Below are 15,980 nucleotides of genomic sequence, written 5' to 3'. Positions count from 1 at the left end.
ACGATGTAGATTTCCTGCGCCTTGTTCTCGCGGATGGGCATGGCGAAACCGCCGCACACCACGTCGCCGAGCACGTCGTAGGAGACATAGTCGATGTCTTCGTAGGCGCCGTTCTCCTCCAGGAAGTTGATGGAGGTGATGACGCCGCGGCCGGCGCAGCCGACGCCGGGCTCAGGCCCGCCGGACTCCACGCAACGGATGTCGCGATAGCCGACCTTCATCACCTCTTCCAGCTCCAGATCCTCGACGCTGCCGGCGGCAGCGGCCAGGCTGAGGATGGTGTCCTGGGCCTTGGCGTGGAGGATGAGGCGGGTGGAGTCGGCCTTGGGGTCGCAGCCGACGATGAGGATCTTGTGACCCATCTCGGCGAGTGCGGCCAAGGTGTTCTGGGAGGTGGTGGACTTGCCGATACCTCCCTTACCGTAGAATGCGATTTGTCGTAGGGACGACATGATTGGTTTCCTTCGAACCGATTGCCAATGATCACCACGTGCTCGCGTGCACGTGTGTTCCTCGCTCACAAACAGGCTCGCCGGTTACGGGAAGGAGCACATCGCTCGTCGTCGCGTCTGCGTGTACTCAGCCCTCACTCGCCGTGCAGGATACTCATCAGCAACGACCGTGCCATTTTATTGAATTTCATAAGCGATTGATATTTATCGTCATTTTTGAGTTCCGCTCGGTGGTTTCGCCGTGTCTCGAACCGGACAGGGCGTGCCGACCTGTCCGAAATGAAACACGCAGACCTGCGGCGCCGCGCCTGCGGATGCCCGCGAATGCGGGGCAGAACGCGCCGATGATCGCTCGCATTGTGTGAGATGGCGCGGGCGGAACGGAACTTGCTTCTGCCAGAGGCGGACCCGGGCGCAGAGGCCCGGCGGCAGTGCAGCGAGGCTCCCATGCAGATCGGTGTCGAGACGTCAAAGGCAGTGGACCAGCGGCGGGTGTTCGTGGTGGATGATGACGAGATCACCCGCGCGGCGTTGCAATTCATGCTGCACGATGAAATCGAAACCCACGAGATCGCCAGCCTCGAGGATGCCTATGAGAAGGGCGTCGGCTGGTTGAAGCCCGATGTCCTGCTGCTGGGCGTATCGTTCCTGGCGGCGCGCGGCACCGGGATCATCGGCGAGATCAACGCCGCCTTTCCCGGCGTGCGGATCCTGATCGTCTGCGCCAAGGCCGACGAGGCGGTGGCGGTGGAGGGCATGAAGGCCGGGGCCCATGGGGCGTTGGTGAAGCCGCTCACCCTGGAGGCGGTGCGCAAGAAGGTGGATACGATCCTGGGTCGGGGCGGCGCGGCGCCGATCATCCAGCTCGGCATGTTCAAGTAGGGCCGCGCCGTGACCACTGTGCTGTTTTATGAGAAGCCGGGCTGCGGCACCAATGCCCGCCAGAAGCGGCTGCTCGAGCAGGCCGGGCATCGGGTGGAGGCGCATAGCCTCCTCACCGAGCCCTGGACCGCCGCGCGCCTACGCAGCTTCTTCGGTGCGACGCCGGTGGTCAGCTGGTTCAATCCGGCGGCGCCGCGGATCAAGGCGGGCGCCGTCTTGCCGGAGACGCTGGACGCAGATGCAGCCCTCGCCCTGATGCTCGATGATCCGCTGCTCATTCGTCGCCCCTTGGTGGAGGCGGATGGCGTGCGTTGCGCCGGCTTCGACCGCGCGCCGGTCACCGATCTCCTGGAAGCGGAACGTGCGCTTGCGGAGGGATGCAGCCGTCCCATCGCCGGCCCGTGCCCTGAGCCGGAATGAGGGTAGGGGCTATGACATGACCGACACGGCCGTCGTCGCTGCGGAGCCCGTGCCGCTGGCCCTGGCCTATCACGGGCGCACCAAGCATACACTGAAGCGCTACGCGGCTGGGCCGGAGACGTTGGACTGGGACATGCAGCCCGATCCGTTTCGGGTCTTTTCCGGCAGTGCGCAGACCCCGCTTCCATTGAGCGCGCAAGGCCTCGCGGCCCGTTTCGCGGACCTTGGGATGCCGGGCGCGGTGGCGCCAGCTCCCCTGACCCTGGCATCCATTGGCCAGTTGCTGGAACTGTCTCTGGCGCTGTCCGCCTGGAAGGAACTGGGGCCGGACCGCTGGGCGGTGCGCTGCAATCCCTCCAGCGGCAATCTGCACCCCACCGAAGCCTATGTGCTGGCCGCCGGCGTGCCGGGGCTGGCGGATGGGGTGCACCATTATCTCAGCCGCGACCATGGGCTGGAGCAGCGCTGCGCCGCCACCGTGCCGGCCGATGGTGCGGCGAGGCTATGGGTGGGGCTCAGTTCCATCCATTGGCGCGAGGCGTGGAAATATGGCGAGCGGGCGTTCCGTTATTGCCAGCTGGACATCGGCCATGCGCTAGGCGCGCTGCGTTTTGCCGCCGCGGCTCTGGGCTGGACCGCGCAGGTGGTGCCCGGCTTGGACGGAAAGACGCTCTCCGCTCTTATGGGGCTGGATCGGGCCGGCGATTTTTCCGGCGTGGAGCGGGAGGATGCCGACGTCCTGCTGGCCATCGGCCCACCGTGCCGTCCCGCGACCGCGCCACCGGTCGGGCTTGCGGCGGGCGCCTGGGCCGGCCGGGCCAATCGTCTCGACCCGCATCCGCTCTATCGCTGGCCGATCATCGAGGAGGTGAGCCGGGCCACGGCGCCCAGCGGGGCGATGTCGGTGCCGGCGACGCCCGTGGTCTATCCGCCGCCCCATCCGGCGGGTGACGTGCTGGCCGAAGATGTGCTGCGAAACCGCCGCAGCGCGCAGCGCTTCGACAGCCGTTTTTCCATGTCTATGGCCGATTTCTTTGGCCTGCTGGATGCCCTGCTGCCGCGCGATGGCGCGCCCTGGGATCTATGGCCCAACGACCCCCGCGTGCATCCGGTGCTGTTCGTACATCGGGTGGAGGGGCTGGCGCCGGGGCTCTATGCGCTGCCGCGCCATCCGCGCGCGGTGCCCGCGCTGCGGGCAGCGTTGCGGGCGGATTTCACCTGGGCGCCGGTGAGCGGCGCGCCGGCGCATCTGCCTCTGGTGCGATTGGTGGAGGCCGATACGCGCGGCGTGGCCCGCACCATCAACTGCCATCAGGCCATCGCCGGCGATAGCTGTTTTGCCCTCAGCCTGCTGGGAGAGTTTGCCCCGCTGGTGGAGCCGGAGCCGTGGCGCTATCGCCACGTGCAGTGGGAGGCCGGCCTGCTGGGGCATGTGCTCTATCTGGAGGCGGAAGCCATCGGCCTGCGCGGCACCGGCATCGGCTGCTTCTTCGACGATGCCTTGCACGAACTGCTGGGCCTCGGGACGTTGCAATTCCAGGCGATCTACCACTTCACCGTGGGCCGCGCCCTCGTGGATGACCGCATCCTCACCTTGCCGGCCTATCCCGGTCGCTCGCCGGACGCGCCTGTTGCGGAGCCGACCCCATGAGACAGCGCAGTCCATTCCGCCGCATCGGCCTCGCGGAAGCGGAGGCGGTGCTTCAGCGCGCCGATGTGCTCGTGCTGGATACCCGTGATCCTGACAGCTACGCAGCCGCCCATATGGATGGCGCGGTGCGCACTTCACATGCCAATCTGTCGGGGCTCATCGGCGGGACGCCCAAGCACCGCCCGATCCTGATCTATTGCTACCATGGCAATGCCAGCCAGGACTATGCGCAGACCTTTTCCGACTTCGGCTTTGCCGAGGTTTACAGCCTCGATGGCGGTTATGAGGCCTGGCGCATGCGTGCGGCCCCACAGGCGGCAATGGACCCGGCTCTGGCCCCATGGTTGGCGGAAAAAGGCTTTGCGTCGGGAGATGCGGTGCTGGCCAACCAGGCCACGCCGCTGATGATCGCCGCCCATGGCGGCGACGGCGAGATCGTGCGGCGCCTGCTGGCGGCGGGCGCACCTCCGAATGCCCGCAATGGGGACGGCAACACCGCTGTGTGGCTCGCCTGCGTCGGGCGCCATCTGGCGGTGATCGACCAGCTGCTGGCCGCAGGGGCTGACATCGACCATCGGAATGACAGTGGCGCCACGGCGCTGATCTATGCCGCCTCGGCCGGATTGGATGGGGTGGTGGCCCATCTGCTGGCCCGCGGCGCCGATGCCAGCCTGGAGACCCTCGACGGCTTTACGGCTTTGGACCTGGCGGGCACGCGGGAATGCCTGGCGCTGCTGCGCCCGGCTCGCCAGGTGCTCCCGTCGGATGCGGCCCCCGGCGCCTGAGGCGCCCGGGGCCAGCGGACCTCAGAGCGCGCCGGCGGTGATGCCTTTGTCCGCCAGCATGGCGGTCAATTCGCCCGAGGCGGCCATTTCCCGCACGATGTCGCATCCGCCGACAAACTCGCCCTTCAGGAACAGCTGCGGGATGGTGGGCCAGTTGGAGAAGCTCTTGATGCCCTCGCGGATCTGCGGATCGGCGAGCACATCGACGCTGTGGAACGGGATCTCCAGGCGGGAGAGGATCTGCACCACGGCGCCGGAGAAGCCGCACTGCGGGGCGGCGGGTTGGCCCTTCATGAACAGCACCACGTCGTGGGTGGAGATGAGGGCGTTGATGCGGTCGGTGGTGGGCGAAGCCATGGGAATGTCCTTTGCAAATGTGAGACGGCGATTGGCCGGCGCCGAGGCAGCGCCGGCGACGGGCATCAGGCCGGAATGATGGTTTCCAGGGCCAGGGCATGCAGGGCATCGCCCATGTGGCCCTGGAGGGCCGCATAGACCATCTGGTGCTGCTGCACTCGGCTCTTGCCCTTGAACTGCGCCGAGGTCACCCGCGCGGCGTAATGATCGCCATCGCCGGCCAGGTCCATCACCAGCACCTGCCCGTCGGGGAAGGCCTGCTGGATGAGACGCTCGATCTCAGACCCTACCATCGCCATGGTCCTGCTCCATATGATCCAGACTTGGAGCGCGCATCGGCGCTCGCGGGTGGCGGATCCGCCTGCCGCGCTCCATTCGCCATGGTCTTGCAAGGTTCAAACCAACCGGGGCAGCGGAGCGGTGGGATGGCGGCCCCCGGCATGATGCCGCGCCACAATGGGATCTGGGCCGGTGGGGTCGTTCCGGGCACGACAGACGGGCCAGGTCCCATGTCGGACGTCCGACACCCGACACGACAATCGCCCGGAAGGGATGGCGCTGCGGCCCTGATCGTTGGGCGTTGCCCGGCGGCCCCGGTCTTGCATTTCCGCTGTCCATGACCGATCTCTTCCCTGACCGCGACCCGATCAATTTCGGCGATCTTCCGGAAGCCATCGATGCGCTGCTGCAGCAGGGCGTGGCCGCCTATCGCGTCGACCATGCCCGCGCCGACGGCTTGTTCCGCCAGGCGCTCGCCGCTGCGCCCACGGAACTGCCGACCTATTTCTGCCTCTACAAGATCCACACCTATCAAGGCCGCCTGGATCAAGCCCAGGCGGCGGCGGAAGCGGGCTTGCGGGAATCCGCCCGGCAGGCGGGTTGGGATGCGGACTGGCGCAACTGGCAGGCGGGGGACCGCCTGCCGGAAGGCCCCGGCCGGTTCGCGCTTTATACCCTGAAAGCCTTGGCGTTCATCCATTTGCGCCAGGACCAGCGCGGGGAGGCGCAGGCCAAGCTCACCGCGCTCAAGCATCTCGATCCCACTGGCGCCGTCGGCTGGACGGTGGTGGCGGCCCTTGCGGAGGGCTTGGGCTGAGGGCGCGCGCGGCTGGCACCGGCCTTGCACAGCATCCCCCAACAGGGATGCCGCACGGTTCAGGATCTTGCCCCGTCTGGAGTTCAAGCCTTGGGCCGGAATTCTGCGACACATCGGGGGACGCTGGAGGGTGATCGTTTTTCCCGTGGCTGTTCCGCAAAGCGCCGAGAGGGGGGCAGAGCGGGCAGGCCGTCAGGAGGCGGATGGCGATGATAAAATACGATGACTCCGCGAGCTATGATCACAGCGCCGACCCACAGCCGGAGGCCGAGGGCCTTGTCCCTCTTCACCTGCCCGCCGGTGCCGGCGCGGAAGAGACCACCGAGGCGGTCATCGCCGCGCTGCGCACCGTGCATGACCCTGAAATTCCGGTGAACATTTACGATCTCGGCCTGATCTACCGCATCGACCTGCAGCCGGAAAACGGCGTCGAGATCGACATGACCTTGACTGCGCCGGGCTGTCCCGTGGCGGGGGAGATGGTCAGCTGGGTGCAGAAGGCGGTCTGCGCGGTGGACGGCATCGGGCCGGTGAAGGTCAACCTGGTCTTCGATCCACCCTGGGACACCTCGCGCATGTCCGAAGAGGTTCAACTGGAACTGGGGTTGCTGTAGGCCCTCCAACCCGATCAAGGGCGATGACGCCGCGGATCGCGGGGACTGTCCCCATGCTCGGCAGCGCGCGTCGCCATGCCGGTGTCTTTCTGAGGCGTGATCTCAATCTCGGGGATCAAGGCGCGGAGAACTGGCCTCTTATCTGCATCGACACCAGCATAGATCGTCGAAAACCCATGGATGTCTTGCCGCCCGCAAGACACGACGAGATGTGAGGGTGTCATGATCAACATTATCACCGATGACGGCCAGTCCATTTCCGCTTATCGCGCCGATCCCCAGGGCACCCCCAAGGGGGCTGTGGTGGTGATCCAGGAATTGTTCGGGGTGGACGCCCATATCCGCAAGGTGGCCGACGCCTTTGCCGCGCATGGCTATGTGGCCATCGCGCCGGCCTTGTTCGACCGGGTCGAGCCCGGCGTGCAGATCTCCGCCGATGAGGAAGGCTTTGCCGCCGGCGTTGCCCTGGTGGAGCAGATCGGGCTCGACCGCACCTTGGCGGATATCCAGGCCGCCGTGGATGTGGGCCGGGCTGTCGGCAAGGTGGCGGTGGTCGGCTTTTCCTGGGGCGGCTATCTGGCCTATGTGGGCGCCAACCATCTGCGCGATGTGGCCTGTGTCATCGGCTACTACGCCGCCGGCGTGGTGGGCGAGGCGGGGGCCAAGCGCAGGCTGCCCACCCTGCTGCATTTTGCCGAAAACGATCCGCTGATGCCGGCGGAACTGGTGGGCCAGTTCCGCGAGAGCCGCCCGGATGTGAGCGCCTTCACCTATGCGGGCGCCACGCACGGCTTCACCTGCGAAGACCGCCCCACCTTCCAGCCGCAGGCCAGTGCCCTGGCCTTCGAGCGGACGTTGTTCTGGGTCTCGCAATATGTCGAGGGACAAGGGCCGATCGCCCTGAAGAATTCGGGCAATTATGCGCAGGCCAAGCCGGAAAAGAAAAAGTCCAAGAAGCCGGAAGGCGACGACCTCGGTCCGCCGCTTTAGCCGCGCCGGAAGGTGTGGGGCTTGAGACAAAGGCGACGCCGGGATGGCCCGTGGTGTCCGGGATCCGACATCGCACGGGCTTTTGGCATCCAGGACGCCGCGCGGGCGCAAGGGGCCGCGCGGCAAGCATTTTGCTACGGACAGGGTCCGGCGCGGGACTGCGCGCCAGCCACATGAGGGACACCATGACGGCGATTGCGGGCTTCTTCGTGGATTGGAACGGCAACACCCGCGCCACCACCGATCCCGGCGGCGGCTATTTGTGTGAGGCGGATCCGGTGGCGCGCTATGTGGCGATCACCACCCCCAGCGGCATGCTGATGCACGAGGCCACCTTCTACAAAAGCCTGGAGGATATCGCCAAGGCCGGCATCACCGCGCCGCTGGTGCCCGGCTCCCATCCCTGGGGCCGGCCGGACGAGGGGCTCTGAGCTTGCGCGCCGGAGACAAACCACTTGCAGCATGGACGGCCCACCCACATGCGCCGCACATGGTCTCGACCGGAGGGCACCAAAGATGCTTCCCACCACAATCCTGATCGACGAGGCCCCCCGCTGTGTGGTGCGGCCGATGGACACCAAGGATCTCCAGCGCTTCCTGCGCAACGGCAAGACCTATCTGCTGGCGGACAATCCGGTCGGCACCATCAGTCACCGGGTGGCGGATACAAGTGAGCTGGCGCGCTGGCAGGCAGGGCTGGCGCTGCACACCGCCTGGGGCGGGGCCGAGGAGGACTTCTTCGGCCTGCCGCTTTAACGCCTCGCCGCCGCCGACGTCCGCTCAGGGACGCCCGGCGCCGGTGTCGTGCGGATTGCCGGCAGTGTTGCGCATCCAGTCGGCGAGCTTGGTGAGGGCGGCGTCCATGTCGCTGCGGGCGGCGGCATCGGCCACGGTCTCCTCCAGCGCCCCGCGCATGCAGGTGAGCCAGGCATCGCGCTCGGAATCGCCGATGGCGAAACCCAGGTGCCGCTGGCGCAGGCGCGGATGGCCCTTCTCTACCGAATAGAGCTTCGGCCCGCCGGTCCATTCGGTGAGGTAGCGCTTCAGCACGCTTTTGACCTGCCCGAGGTCGGGCGCGTGCATGGCGCGGATGGTGCGCGCCTCGGGGAGCGTGTCCATGCGCTGGTAGAACGACTCCACCAACCGGTCCACGGTGACCGGGCCGCCGATGCGGTCGAACATGGAAATTTGAACTTCGGCGTCGGACATCATGCGGCTCCCGGTTCACGAAACGGTTCAGGCCGAGCCGCCAGCAGGCGGAGCAGCGCAGTGGGGTCGGTCACCGGCAGCGAGCAGGTTTCGCCGATGCAGACGTAAGCGGTGGCTTGGCCGGCGATCGCCGTCTTGCCTGTCGCCGGATGGCTTTCGGGCAGGACCGCATCGGCCGCCAGCACGGTGACGACGCGATTGGGCAGGCTGACCTGCGCCACCGCCCGCAGCAAAGCCTCCAGCCCATCCCCCGCGCGCAGCACGATCTGCACCCCGTGGAGCCGCATGTCGAGCCCCGAGAGGAAGCCGGCCAAAGGAATGGCATTGCGCGCCACCTCCCCGGCGAAGGCGGCGATCTGCCGGTCGGCCTGTTCCCCGTAGGCAGGCGTGCCGGTGAGCAGCGATAGGGTGGCGAGCACCTCCACCATCCGCCCATTGCCGGAGGGCGTGGCGTGGTCATGGGCGCTGCGCAGCCGCACGATGAGGTCGGACGCGTCCAGCGGTGTGAAGAAATAGCCGCCCCGATCCCGATCCGCAAAGCGCGCCTCGAGGTCAGCCACCCAGGCTTCGGCCTGCGCCAGATAGGCACCTTCGCCGGTGGCTTGATGGAGGGCCAGGGCGGCGCGGCTCATGGCGGCGTGATCGTCCAGCGTGCCGGGATGGGTACGGCCGTCGCACCAGGAATGCATGAGGCGTCCGTCGGCGCCGGTCATGCGCGCGCGCACAAAGGCGAAGGCCTCTTGTGCGGCGGTGATCCACTCCGGTCGCTCGAATACGCTGCCGGCGAGGCACAAAGCGGCGATGGCAAGACCATTCCAGTCCGCCAGCACCTTGTGGTCGCGCCCGGGGCGCACGCGGCCGTCCCGGGCGGCCAGCAGGATGGCGCGGCCAGCGGCGAGGCGCGCTTCCACCTCCGGTGCGACGGGGCCCGGATGTTCCGAGCGGTTGAGGATGCACTTGCCATCCCAATTGCCGATGCGGTGGACATCGTAATGGGCCTTGAACGCCTTCGCGTCCGGCCCCAGCAGGGCATCCACCTCGGCGGCGGTCCAGACGTAGAATTTGCCTTCCTCATGCTCGCTGTCGGCATCGAGCGCCGCGGCGAAGGCGGCATCCTCCACCCGCATCTCCCGCAGCAGCCAGCCTACGGTCTCGCGCACCCGTTCCGCATAGAGCGGATTGCCGGTATCCTGGAACGCCCAGGTCAGCAGTTCCAGCAACTGGGCGTTGTCGTAGAGCATCTTCTCGAAATGCGGCACCAGCCAACTGGTGTCGGTGGCGTAGCGGGCGTAGCCGCCGCCCAGATGGTCATAGATTCCCCCCTGGGACATGCGCTCCAGGGTGAGCAGGACCGCATCCCGTAGCTTGGTGTTGCCGGTGCGCTTATAGCCTCGCCACAGCAGCGCCAGTACCGGGGAATGGGGAAATTTCGGTGCCTGCCCGACGCCCCCTTCCACCGGGTCCATCAAGGCGAGCAGGGCATCGCACACGTCGTCCAAGCGCTGTGGCGTCAAGAGGGTGTCGGACGCGGACGCGGGGGCGGACAGGGCCTTGAGGCCATCGCGCAGCACCTGGGTGTTCTTGTGCAGCGTATCTTCCCCTGCGCGGTACACCTGGGCGGTCCGGGCGAGGATCTCGGAGAAGGCGGGGCGGCCATAGCGCCGCTCGGGCGGATAGTAGGTGCCGCCCCAATAGGGCTCGCCGTCGGGAGTGAGGAACATGGTCAGCGGCCAGCCGCCGCTCTGGCCCAGCAGGCCGAGCGCGCTCTGGTAGATGGCGTCGAGGTCCGGCCGCTCATCCCGGTCCACCTTCACCGGAAGGAAGAGGGCGTTCATCTGTGCGGCGGTCTCGGGATTTTCAAAGCTCTCATGGGCCATCACATGGCACCAATGGCAGGCGGCATAGCCGATGGAGAGCAGGATCGGCTTGTCCAGCGCCTTCGCCTTGGCCAGTGTTTGCGGACCCCACACATGCCAGTGGACCGGATTGTCCTGGTGCTGGAGCAGATAGGGGCTGGTCTCGTCCCCCAGATGGTTGCGCGCCTCCGGGAGGCGCACCGCGTCGTCCGGCTGCGGGGGAGGGGGCTTCAAGCCGGTCGCCAGAGGGTCCATCGGCGTGTCTATTCGTCCATGCTGGGCAGCAGGATCACCTCCGCCGGGGCGCCGGGGCCCTGGTCGTCGATGAAGTCGAGTGCATCCACCCGCGACAGGCCGCCATCGCTCTCCATCAGCACAACGGCCTCATTGGGCATCTTCGACAGAGCGGCGATGAGCTGGGCGACGGTCATGGGCGGTTCTCCCGGCGGCTGGCGGTTCACAAGGTCGGCAGCGGCAGGCCGGCTGCATCGAAGCGCAGCGTGGCCGGCTCCTCGTCGAGCATCACGATCTCGGCGCGGCTGAGACCGCCGCCGGGGTGATAGTCGTAGCGGTGCGAGAGTTCCACTTCGCCATAGACCAGCTTGTCGAAACCGCTCAGCCGGCCCTCCGGGTCGAAGTAAGCGCGGATGAAGGTGTTGCGGTTCGACAGTGCGTCCGGGGCAATGGGATTGACCAATGTGAAGGGCAGCTTCACGCCGCTATAGGATACGAAGAACCGGCAGTCCGCTTGCGCCTGCTCCAACATTGGCAGTCTCTTCCCTCTCGCACGCACTGAGCATAAGCTCAGCCGGGATGGATCATGATTTCCATGGTGTCGTCATACTCATTGGCGACCTCGGTGCGCTCGTCCGCCACCAGCGGCTCGCCGCATAGGCAGACATCGCCGGCGATCACCGCCAGCGCCAAGGGCGTCAGGCTCTGGCCGGCGCATTTGCCCGCCACGCACAGGCCGCTGGCGATGTCGAACTGCGCGCCATGGCGGCCGCATTGCAGGGCCTTGCCATCGGCGGTCAAGAAGGTGCCGGCATTGAAGTTCAGCCAACTGTGCTCGTGCGGGCAGACATTGACATAGCCGTAGAAATTGCGCGCCCCGACGCGGGTGATGACAATGGGAAATGGCCGCACCTCGCCCTCGGCGGTGCGGCGCGACAGGCTGAACGCCTTGGCTTCCCCGGGCCAGATCTCGTCGGTGCGGCAGATGACGAAGACCTCGATCTTGTCCTTCGACATGGGCGGTTCCGTTGCCTCTGACATGTCCTTGCGCCCCATGCTCGCGCGTGCGCCTTCAGAGGGCGGAGAGGGTGCGCGGGCCTTTCAGCACCGGGTAGTTCTCTCGCAAGAGGCGCTCCAGCTTGCCGCACAATTGGCTGTCGGAAGCGGCGCCGGGACCGACGAAATCGGTGCCTTCCTCCCAGATCTCGAAGCAGCAGTGCAGCCCATCCTCATAGGCGGCGTCCGGCACCACCGTGAGGTCGTGCAACTGCGCCACCCCGGCGGCGCTGACTTCCAGCCGCCAGCTGCGGTCGTCGGCGACGGAGGCCAGAAGGGCGCTCACATCCGCCTTGGTCCAGGGGGCATTGAGGTCGATGGCCATGTGCGTTCCGTCGCAAACGCGACGCTCCCTGTCGGACATGCCCCAGGAGGGCGCGCCCAAAATCCAGATGTCCCGATATTTGCATGAAGCATGCCGCCCGGCCGCAACGGCGGGCCCGTCCTTTTGTCCGCCGGAGCCCCGCCATGGCCGTGATGACCTTCTATATGACCCCCGGATCGTGCTCCACCGGCATCCATATCCTGCTGGAGGAGCTGGAAGAGGTGTTCCAGGTCACGGTGGTGAACCTGCCGGCGGGCGACCATTTCAAGCCGGACTATGTCGCGATCAATCCAAAATCGACCATTCCCACCCTGGTGCGCCGCGACGGCACGGCGCTGACCGAGGTGATGGCCATTGCGTTCTGGCTCGCCCGCACCCATCCCCGCGCCGGGCTGTGGCCGGAGGATGCGGAGCGCCAGACTCGGCTGATCGAGGCCATGGCCTATATGACCGGAACCGTGCACGGCCAGGGCTTTGCCCGCCTGTTCGCCACCAGTAGCTTCACCCGCAATGGCGCCGACCACGATGCGGTGCGGGCGCTGGGGCGCGAGATCGTGCGCACCGGCTTTGCGGTGCTCGATGCCGCGCTGGAGGAGGGCCCCTATCTGGGAGGCACCTTCTCGGCGGCCGATCCGATCCTGTTCTATCTGGAATTCTGGGCGGATAAGCTGGCCCTGCCATTGCCGGAGCGGATCGCGGCGCATTATCGCCGCATGCTGGCGCGCCCCGCCGTTCAGCAGGTACTCCGTGAGGAGGGCTATAACACTGCCAGCCTCGGGCAGGTCCCGCTCACCCAGCCCGGGACCGTGCCGGCCTGAGACGGCCAGGTCGCGTTCAGCGGATGGTGATGAGCAAAGGCTCAAGGCCAGCGACGTTGGCCTCCAGGCGGTCGCCCGCGCTCACCGCGATCGGACCAGGGCTGCCGGTGAACAGCAGGTCGCCCGGTTGCAGCTCGACCAGCCGCGACAGGGCGCTGATGAGCTGGGGAACGGTGCGCTGCATGTCGCCGAGGTCGCTGGATTGACGCACGCTATTGTTCACCGACAGGGTGATCGCGCCCTTGGCGACGATGCCGGAATAGAATTCCGGGGTGATGGCGGAGAGCGGCGCCGCCCCGTCGAAGCTCTTGCTCATGTCCCACGGTCCGCCTTGCGCCTGGGCGCTGGCCTGGAGATCGCTGCGGGTCATGTCGAGGCCAACCGCATAGCCGAAGATATAATCGATGGCCTGATCCTCGGGGATGTTGCGGCCGCCGAGATTGAGGGCCACCACCAGCGAGACCTCCGCCTGCAAGGCCGCCGTGGCAGGCGGAAACGGCAGGCTGGCGCCATTGGGCAGGATGGAGAGCGCCGGCTTCATGAAGAAGGCCGGCTCTGCGGGCGCTCCGCCGGGATAATTGCCGGCGGCGCAATAGACGTGCCGCACCGGGAACGCCTTGCTGGACATGGCCGGAATGGCGATCACCGGGGCCGGGGGAAACGCGAAGCTCATGGGGGCACCTCAGCCGGGGGGACGTCTCTCCCAAGCAAGGTTGGTGCCGTCTCTGCGGCGCGCACACTTCTTGCACGGCAGCCTTGGCTTCGCCCGCGGCACCGGACCGTGGTCGGCGACGGCGTGGGAGCGTGACATGAGTGAAATGATCGTGGTTGAGGAGCGCAACCAGGACGACATGTCCCGCATGGCGGGCTGCTATCTCTATGCGGATACCCGGATGTGGGTGGAAGACAAGCTGGTCCATCGCGGCGAAGGGCCGGCGATCATCGGCCCCGATGGGGTAGAGCGGTGGTACATCCGCGGCCGCGACGTGACACGGGATGTGAAGACGTTCTTCTATGCCCGGAAATGGCCGGTGGGCGTGGGGCTGGATACGCCGGAGAAGCTCGCGCTGTTTCAGGGAGAGTTTCTGAAATAGCGTTGCGCCGATCAGGAGGACGCGGCGACCGGGCGCGGATCGCCGCGGCCGCCCGTGTGCGTCAGTAGACGTCCAGATGATAGCGACCGGCGGCTTTCAGCCCATCCAGATAGGCGGCTGCGGCGTCATCGTCGCGGTTGCCATGATCGGCGATGATGGCGAGCAGGGCGCGTTCCACGTCCGGGGCCATGCGTTCGGCATCGCCGCACACATAGATGTGGGCACCGTCGAACAGCCAGTCCCACAGCTCTTCGCCCTGTTCGATCAGCTGGTCCTGCACATAGGTTTTCCGGTCGCCGTCGCGGGACCAAGCCAGGGACAAATGCGTGAGCACCCCCTGGGCGCGGAACGCGCGCAGTTCGTCCTCATAGAGATAATCCTCCGCTTGACGGCGGTGGCCGAAGAACAGCCAGGCCGGGCCGCTCTCGCAACGTGCGCGGCGCTCCTGGAGAAAGGCGCGGAACGGCGCGATGCCGGTGCCGGGGCCGATCATGATGATCGGCACATCCCGCGCCTCCGGCAGGCGGAAATGCGGCGTCGATTGCAGAAAGGCGCGGAACCGCGTGCCCACCGGCGCCCGCTCGGTCAGCCAGGAGGAGGCGACGCCGCTGCGGGGCCTGCCGTCGATGCTGTAGCGCAGGTGATCCACCGTGAGAGCCACCACGCCCGGCTGGGCGCGGGTGCTGGAGGCGATGGAATAGAGCCGGGGCTGGAGCGGGTCGAGGCTCTCCACGAAGGCCTCCGGGTCCGGCCGCACGCCGGGGAAGCGCTCCAGGGCGGCCAGCACATCGAGGTCGGCGGCGGCGGGGTCATCGCCGCTGGCGAGGCGCTTGGCCCTCTGCCGCCGCTCGCCGCCGGTGAGGCAGGCGATCAGGCTGAACAGGGCATCGGGGGCGGTGCCCAGGGAGACGCACAGGGTGAGGATATCGCGCAGGGGGCGGCCGGAGACGCGCAGACCGGGCGGGGCCTGCAGAGCGGCCAGGACCGCATCCACCAGCGCGGGGTCGTTCTCGGGATAGATGCCCAGCGTATCGCCGGGCAGATGCTCCAGCCCGCTGCCGGCGAGATCCAGCTCCACATGATAGACGGCCTTCTGCGACGCCGCGCGGGTGAGACGCCGCCGGCATTTCATGGCCACGGTCACCGGGCTGTCGCGATCATAGCCGGTGCGGGTCTCGCGCGGTGCGGGCGCTTGGGCCGCGAGCCGATGGGCCTGCGCATCGAAAGCGATGGCCCCGCCCGCGGCCTCGGTGGCAAGGGCGCGTAGCATGCGGACGGTATCCTTGCCGCCGGGCGCGCACAGGTCGAGCCGGGTTTCCACTCCGCCGGCAATGGCCTGCGCATAGCTCTCGCAGATGTAGCCGCATTGGCGGCAATCCTGCTGTGCCAGCGCCGCCATCATCCGCCGCGCCAGCGGCCGGCCCTCGGCCAGCAGCATGCGGGCGTCCAGCGGCAGACGTGGCTTATGCCAGGGGGTATCATCGCCGTGCAGCCCCCGTGCCGCCAGCAGGAGGGCGACATCGGCCGCAGCCTCGGGTGTCAGGGACGGCAAGGCCAGAAGATCTGCCCCCAGGCCCTTCAGCCACTGGTGTTGCGCGGGGCTGAACGGTGGTGGGGTCTCTGCCGGCATGACTGCGCGCAACGCGTGGGACAGCACCATGGCGGCGGGTGCGGCGGTCTGCGGCGGCACCGTGGGGAGTGCATTCTCCTCAGCGACATCGGCGCTGGCGCCGAGGTCAAGGCCGGCGCCCGGCCCCGCGTGGTCGAGCCCTGCGCGGTCCTCGAGCCGATTGTCGTTCAACGCCGGCTGGGGCGCCTTGGGCTCGCCGTCATCCGCTGTGGGGATTGCCGCGGACGGCTCCGCCCGGACATGTGCGCCGAGCGCCGCCGCGGCCGGAAGAGGCGCCGGCGGCGCGCGCAGGATCGGCAGCAATTGCGTGGGAAGATGACTCATGGGGCCGTCCTTGGATCTGCCGTGTGGCCGTCCTCGCCTTTGGGAGTCCGCAGCCGTGCCGCCTGTCCGGCCCGCCGGCTGTCATCTGCGGGCGCTCGGGTTCGGCAGAGCCGAGCGCCCGTGCGCCGCGCCACAGGCGTGTCGCGTCGCCCGCGGCTTTCGGCGGCGGGCGTGCCGCCGCGGATCA

General features: G+C 67.5%; 22 protein-coding genes. 11 read left to right on the top strand and 11 right to left on the bottom strand.

The genetic code is table 11. The features are described 5' to 3' along the window. A partial coding sequence (locus AAG816_RS26525; protein WP_341992721.1) for an AAA family ATPase occupies positions 1-452 on the bottom strand: 452 nt, incomplete at its 3' end. Between the two features lie 447 nt (positions 453-899). On the opposite strand from AAG816_RS26525, the gene AAG816_RS26520 reads away from it, so the two are divergent. From AAG816_RS26520 to AAG816_RS26505, 4 genes are all read left to right on the top strand, one after another. After that, the gene (locus AAG816_RS26520; protein WP_341992720.1) at positions 900-1,334 is read left to right on the top strand and encodes a response regulator; all 435 of its coding nucleotides are present in this window, start codon (positions 900-902) and stop codon (positions 1,332-1,334) included. Positions 1,335-1,343: 9 nt separating this feature from the next. Then, positions 1,344-1,754 carry an ArsC/Spx/MgsR family protein gene (locus AAG816_RS26515; RefSeq protein WP_341992719.1) on the top strand — a complete coding sequence of 137 codons (411 nt, stop codon included), beginning with the start codon at positions 1,344-1,346 and terminating at the stop codon, positions 1,752-1,754. Between the two features lie 16 nt (positions 1,755-1,770). Further along, the gene (locus AAG816_RS26510; protein ID WP_341992718.1) at positions 1,771-3,405 is read left to right on the top strand and encodes a SagB/ThcOx family dehydrogenase; all 1,635 of its coding nucleotides are present in this window, start codon (positions 1,771-1,773) and stop codon (positions 3,403-3,405) included. A 65-nt stretch (positions 3,406-3,470) separates the two neighbouring features. Beyond that, positions 3,471-4,190 (top strand): ankyrin repeat domain-containing protein, encoded by a 720-nt coding sequence (locus AAG816_RS26505; RefSeq protein WP_341992724.1) that lies wholly within the window; start codon positions 3,471-3,473, stop codon positions 4,188-4,190. Positions 4,191-4,211: 21 nt separating this feature from the next. Here AAG816_RS26505 and grxD read toward each other — a convergent pair whose 3' ends face one another. Further along, on the bottom strand, positions 4,212-4,547 hold the full coding sequence (grxD, locus tag AAG816_RS26500; RefSeq protein WP_341992717.1) for a Grx4 family monothiol glutaredoxin: 336 nt from the start codon (positions 4,545-4,547) through the stop codon (positions 4,212-4,214). A 65-nt stretch (positions 4,548-4,612) separates the two neighbouring features. Beyond that, a complete protein-coding gene (locus tag AAG816_RS26495) occupies positions 4,613-4,846 on the bottom strand; it encodes a BolA family transcriptional regulator (protein WP_341992716.1) in 234 nt (77 codons plus the stop codon). Between the two features lie 317 nt (positions 4,847-5,163). On the opposite strand from AAG816_RS26495, the gene AAG816_RS26490 reads away from it, so the two are divergent. The 5 genes from AAG816_RS26490 to AAG816_RS26470 all read left to right on the top strand — a co-directional run bounded on the left by AAG816_RS26490 (position 5,164) and on the right by AAG816_RS26470 (position 8,003). Then, complete coding sequence (locus AAG816_RS26490) at positions 5,164-5,643, top strand: hypothetical protein (protein WP_341992715.1); 480 nt, start codon at positions 5,164-5,166, stop codon at positions 5,641-5,643. Between the two features lie 209 nt (positions 5,644-5,852). Next, a complete protein-coding gene (locus tag AAG816_RS26485) occupies positions 5,853-6,257 on the top strand; it encodes a DUF59 domain-containing protein (protein WP_341992714.1) in 405 nt (134 codons plus the stop codon). Between the two features lie 222 nt (positions 6,258-6,479). Then, positions 6,480-7,247, top strand: a complete 768-nt coding sequence (locus AAG816_RS26480) for a dienelactone hydrolase family protein (RefSeq protein ID WP_341992713.1) — start codon at positions 6,480-6,482, stop codon at positions 7,245-7,247. Between the two features lie 185 nt (positions 7,248-7,432). Then, on the top strand, positions 7,433-7,678 hold the full coding sequence (locus tag AAG816_RS26475; protein WP_341992712.1) for a hypothetical protein: 246 nt from the start codon (positions 7,433-7,435) through the stop codon (positions 7,676-7,678). Positions 7,679-7,763: 85 nt separating this feature from the next. After that, positions 7,764-8,003 (top strand): hypothetical protein, encoded by a 240-nt coding sequence (locus AAG816_RS26470; RefSeq protein WP_341992711.1) that lies wholly within the window; start codon positions 7,764-7,766, stop codon positions 8,001-8,003. A 24-nt stretch (positions 8,004-8,027) separates the two neighbouring features. Here the strand turns inward: AAG816_RS26470 and AAG816_RS26465 are convergent, their stop codons facing one another. Genes AAG816_RS26465 through AAG816_RS26440 form a run of 6 tightly spaced genes read right to left on the bottom strand, consistent with a single transcriptional unit; the run spans position 8,028 to position 11,927 of the window. After that, positions 8,028-8,456, bottom strand: a complete 429-nt coding sequence (locus AAG816_RS26465) for a group II truncated hemoglobin (protein ID WP_341992710.1) — start codon at positions 8,454-8,456, stop codon at positions 8,028-8,030. After that, the gene (locus AAG816_RS26460) at positions 8,456-10,546 is read right to left on the bottom strand and encodes a thioredoxin domain-containing protein (RefSeq protein ID WP_341992709.1); all 2,091 of its coding nucleotides are present in this window, start codon (positions 10,544-10,546) and stop codon (positions 8,456-8,458) included. Before AAG816_RS26460 ends, AAG816_RS26465 begins: the two co-directional genes overlap by 1 nt. 29 nt (positions 10,547-10,575) lie before the next feature. After that, positions 10,576-10,743, bottom strand: a complete 168-nt coding sequence (locus tag AAG816_RS26455; RefSeq protein ID WP_341992708.1) for a hypothetical protein — start codon at positions 10,741-10,743, stop codon at positions 10,576-10,578. Positions 10,744-10,769: 26 nt separating this feature from the next. After that, positions 10,770-11,078, bottom strand: a complete 309-nt coding sequence (locus AAG816_RS26450) for a DUF6156 family protein (RefSeq protein ID WP_341992707.1) — start codon at positions 11,076-11,078, stop codon at positions 10,770-10,772. A 38-nt stretch (positions 11,079-11,116) separates the two neighbouring features. After that, entirely contained in the window at positions 11,117-11,563 is a 447-nt protein-coding gene (locus tag AAG816_RS26445) for a Rieske 2Fe-2S domain-containing protein (RefSeq protein WP_341992706.1), read from the bottom strand. A gap of 55 nt (positions 11,564-11,618) precedes the next feature. Then, positions 11,619-11,927 carry a hypothetical protein gene (locus tag AAG816_RS26440; RefSeq protein ID WP_341992705.1) on the bottom strand — a complete coding sequence of 103 codons (309 nt, stop codon included), beginning with the start codon at positions 11,925-11,927 and terminating at the stop codon, positions 11,619-11,621. Between the two features lie 152 nt (positions 11,928-12,079). Here AAG816_RS26440 and AAG816_RS26435 point away from each other — a divergent pair, with 152 nt between their 5' ends. Further along, positions 12,080-12,745 carry a glutathione S-transferase family protein gene (locus AAG816_RS26435; RefSeq protein ID WP_341992723.1) on the top strand — a complete coding sequence of 222 codons (666 nt, stop codon included), beginning with the start codon at positions 12,080-12,082 and terminating at the stop codon, positions 12,743-12,745. A 16-nt stretch (positions 12,746-12,761) separates the two neighbouring features. Here AAG816_RS26435 and AAG816_RS26430 read toward each other — a convergent pair whose 3' ends face one another. Then, positions 12,762-13,418, bottom strand: coding sequence for a fumarylacetoacetate hydrolase family protein (locus AAG816_RS26430; RefSeq protein WP_341992704.1), 657 nt, complete (start codon positions 13,416-13,418; stop codon positions 12,762-12,764). Positions 13,419-13,554: 136 nt separating this feature from the next. Between AAG816_RS26430 and AAG816_RS26425 the strand changes: the two genes are divergently transcribed. Then, positions 13,555-13,839 carry an aldehyde dehydrogenase gene (locus tag AAG816_RS26425; protein WP_341992703.1) on the top strand — a complete coding sequence of 95 codons (285 nt, stop codon included), beginning with the start codon at positions 13,555-13,557 and terminating at the stop codon, positions 13,837-13,839. Positions 13,840-13,900: 61 nt separating this feature from the next. Here the strand turns inward: AAG816_RS26425 and AAG816_RS26420 are convergent, their stop codons facing one another. Continuing rightward, positions 13,901-15,499, bottom strand: coding sequence for a sulfite reductase subunit alpha (locus tag AAG816_RS26420; protein ID WP_341992722.1), 1,599 nt, complete (start codon positions 15,497-15,499; stop codon positions 13,901-13,903). Positions 15,500-15,980 lie beyond the last annotated feature (481 nt).

The organism is Azorhizobium sp. AG788, assembly GCF_943371865.1.
In the GTDB taxonomy this organism is placed as follows: Bacteria; Pseudomonadota; Alphaproteobacteria; order Rhizobiales; family Xanthobacteraceae; genus Azorhizobium.
The sequence above is the reverse complement of the archived record's forward strand: the minus strand, read 5'-3'. Positions and strand labels throughout refer to the sequence as shown.

Excerpts from the sequence above, each read along its gene's own strand:
- AAG816_RS26520 (WP_341992720.1), top strand. The coding sequence starts at position 900 with ATGCAGATCGGTGTCGAGACGTCAAAGGCAGTGGACCAGCGGCGGGTG.
- AAG816_RS26510 (WP_341992718.1), top strand. The coding sequence starts at position 1,771 with ATGACCGACACGGCCGTCGTCGCTGCGGAGCCCGTGCCGCTGGCCCTG.
- grxD (WP_341992717.1), bottom strand. The coding sequence starts at position 4,547 with ATGGCTTCGCCCACCACCGACCGCATCAACGCCCTCATCTCCACCCAC.
- AAG816_RS26495 (WP_341992716.1), bottom strand. The coding sequence starts at position 4,846 with ATGGCGATGGTAGGGTCTGAGATCGAGCGTCTCATCCAGCAGGCCTTC.
- AAG816_RS26490 (WP_341992715.1), top strand. The coding sequence starts at position 5,164 with ATGACCGATCTCTTCCCTGACCGCGACCCGATCAATTTCGGCGATCTT.
- AAG816_RS26485 (WP_341992714.1), top strand. The coding sequence starts at position 5,853 with ATGATAAAATACGATGACTCCGCGAGCTATGATCACAGCGCCGACCCA.
- AAG816_RS26480 (WP_341992713.1), top strand. The coding sequence starts at position 6,480 with ATGATCAACATTATCACCGATGACGGCCAGTCCATTTCCGCTTATCGC.
- AAG816_RS26475 (WP_341992712.1), top strand. The coding sequence starts at position 7,433 with ATGACGGCGATTGCGGGCTTCTTCGTGGATTGGAACGGCAACACCCGC.
- AAG816_RS26470 (WP_341992711.1), top strand. The coding sequence starts at position 7,764 with ATGCTTCCCACCACAATCCTGATCGACGAGGCCCCCCGCTGTGTGGTG.
- AAG816_RS26465 (WP_341992710.1), bottom strand. The coding sequence starts at position 8,456 with ATGTCCGACGCCGAAGTTCAAATTTCCATGTTCGACCGCATCGGCGGC.
- AAG816_RS26455 (WP_341992708.1), bottom strand. The coding sequence starts at position 10,743 with ATGACCGTCGCCCAGCTCATCGCCGCTCTGTCGAAGATGCCCAATGAG.
- AAG816_RS26450 (WP_341992707.1), bottom strand. The coding sequence starts at position 11,078 with ATGTTGGAGCAGGCGCAAGCGGACTGCCGGTTCTTCGTATCCTATAGC.
- AAG816_RS26445 (WP_341992706.1), bottom strand. The coding sequence starts at position 11,563 with ATGTCGAAGGACAAGATCGAGGTCTTCGTCATCTGCCGCACCGACGAG.
- AAG816_RS26440 (WP_341992705.1), bottom strand. The coding sequence starts at position 11,927 with ATGGCCATCGACCTCAATGCCCCCTGGACCAAGGCGGATGTGAGCGCC.
- AAG816_RS26435 (WP_341992723.1), top strand. The coding sequence starts at position 12,080 with ATGACCTTCTATATGACCCCCGGATCGTGCTCCACCGGCATCCATATC.
- AAG816_RS26430 (WP_341992704.1), bottom strand. The coding sequence starts at position 13,418 with ATGAGCTTCGCGTTTCCCCCGGCCCCGGTGATCGCCATTCCGGCCATG.
- AAG816_RS26425 (WP_341992703.1), top strand. The coding sequence starts at position 13,555 with ATGAGTGAAATGATCGTGGTTGAGGAGCGCAACCAGGACGACATGTCC.
- AAG816_RS26420 (WP_341992722.1), bottom strand. The coding sequence starts at position 15,499 with ATGGTGCTGTCCCACGCGTTGCGCGCAGTCATGCCGGCAGAGACCCCA.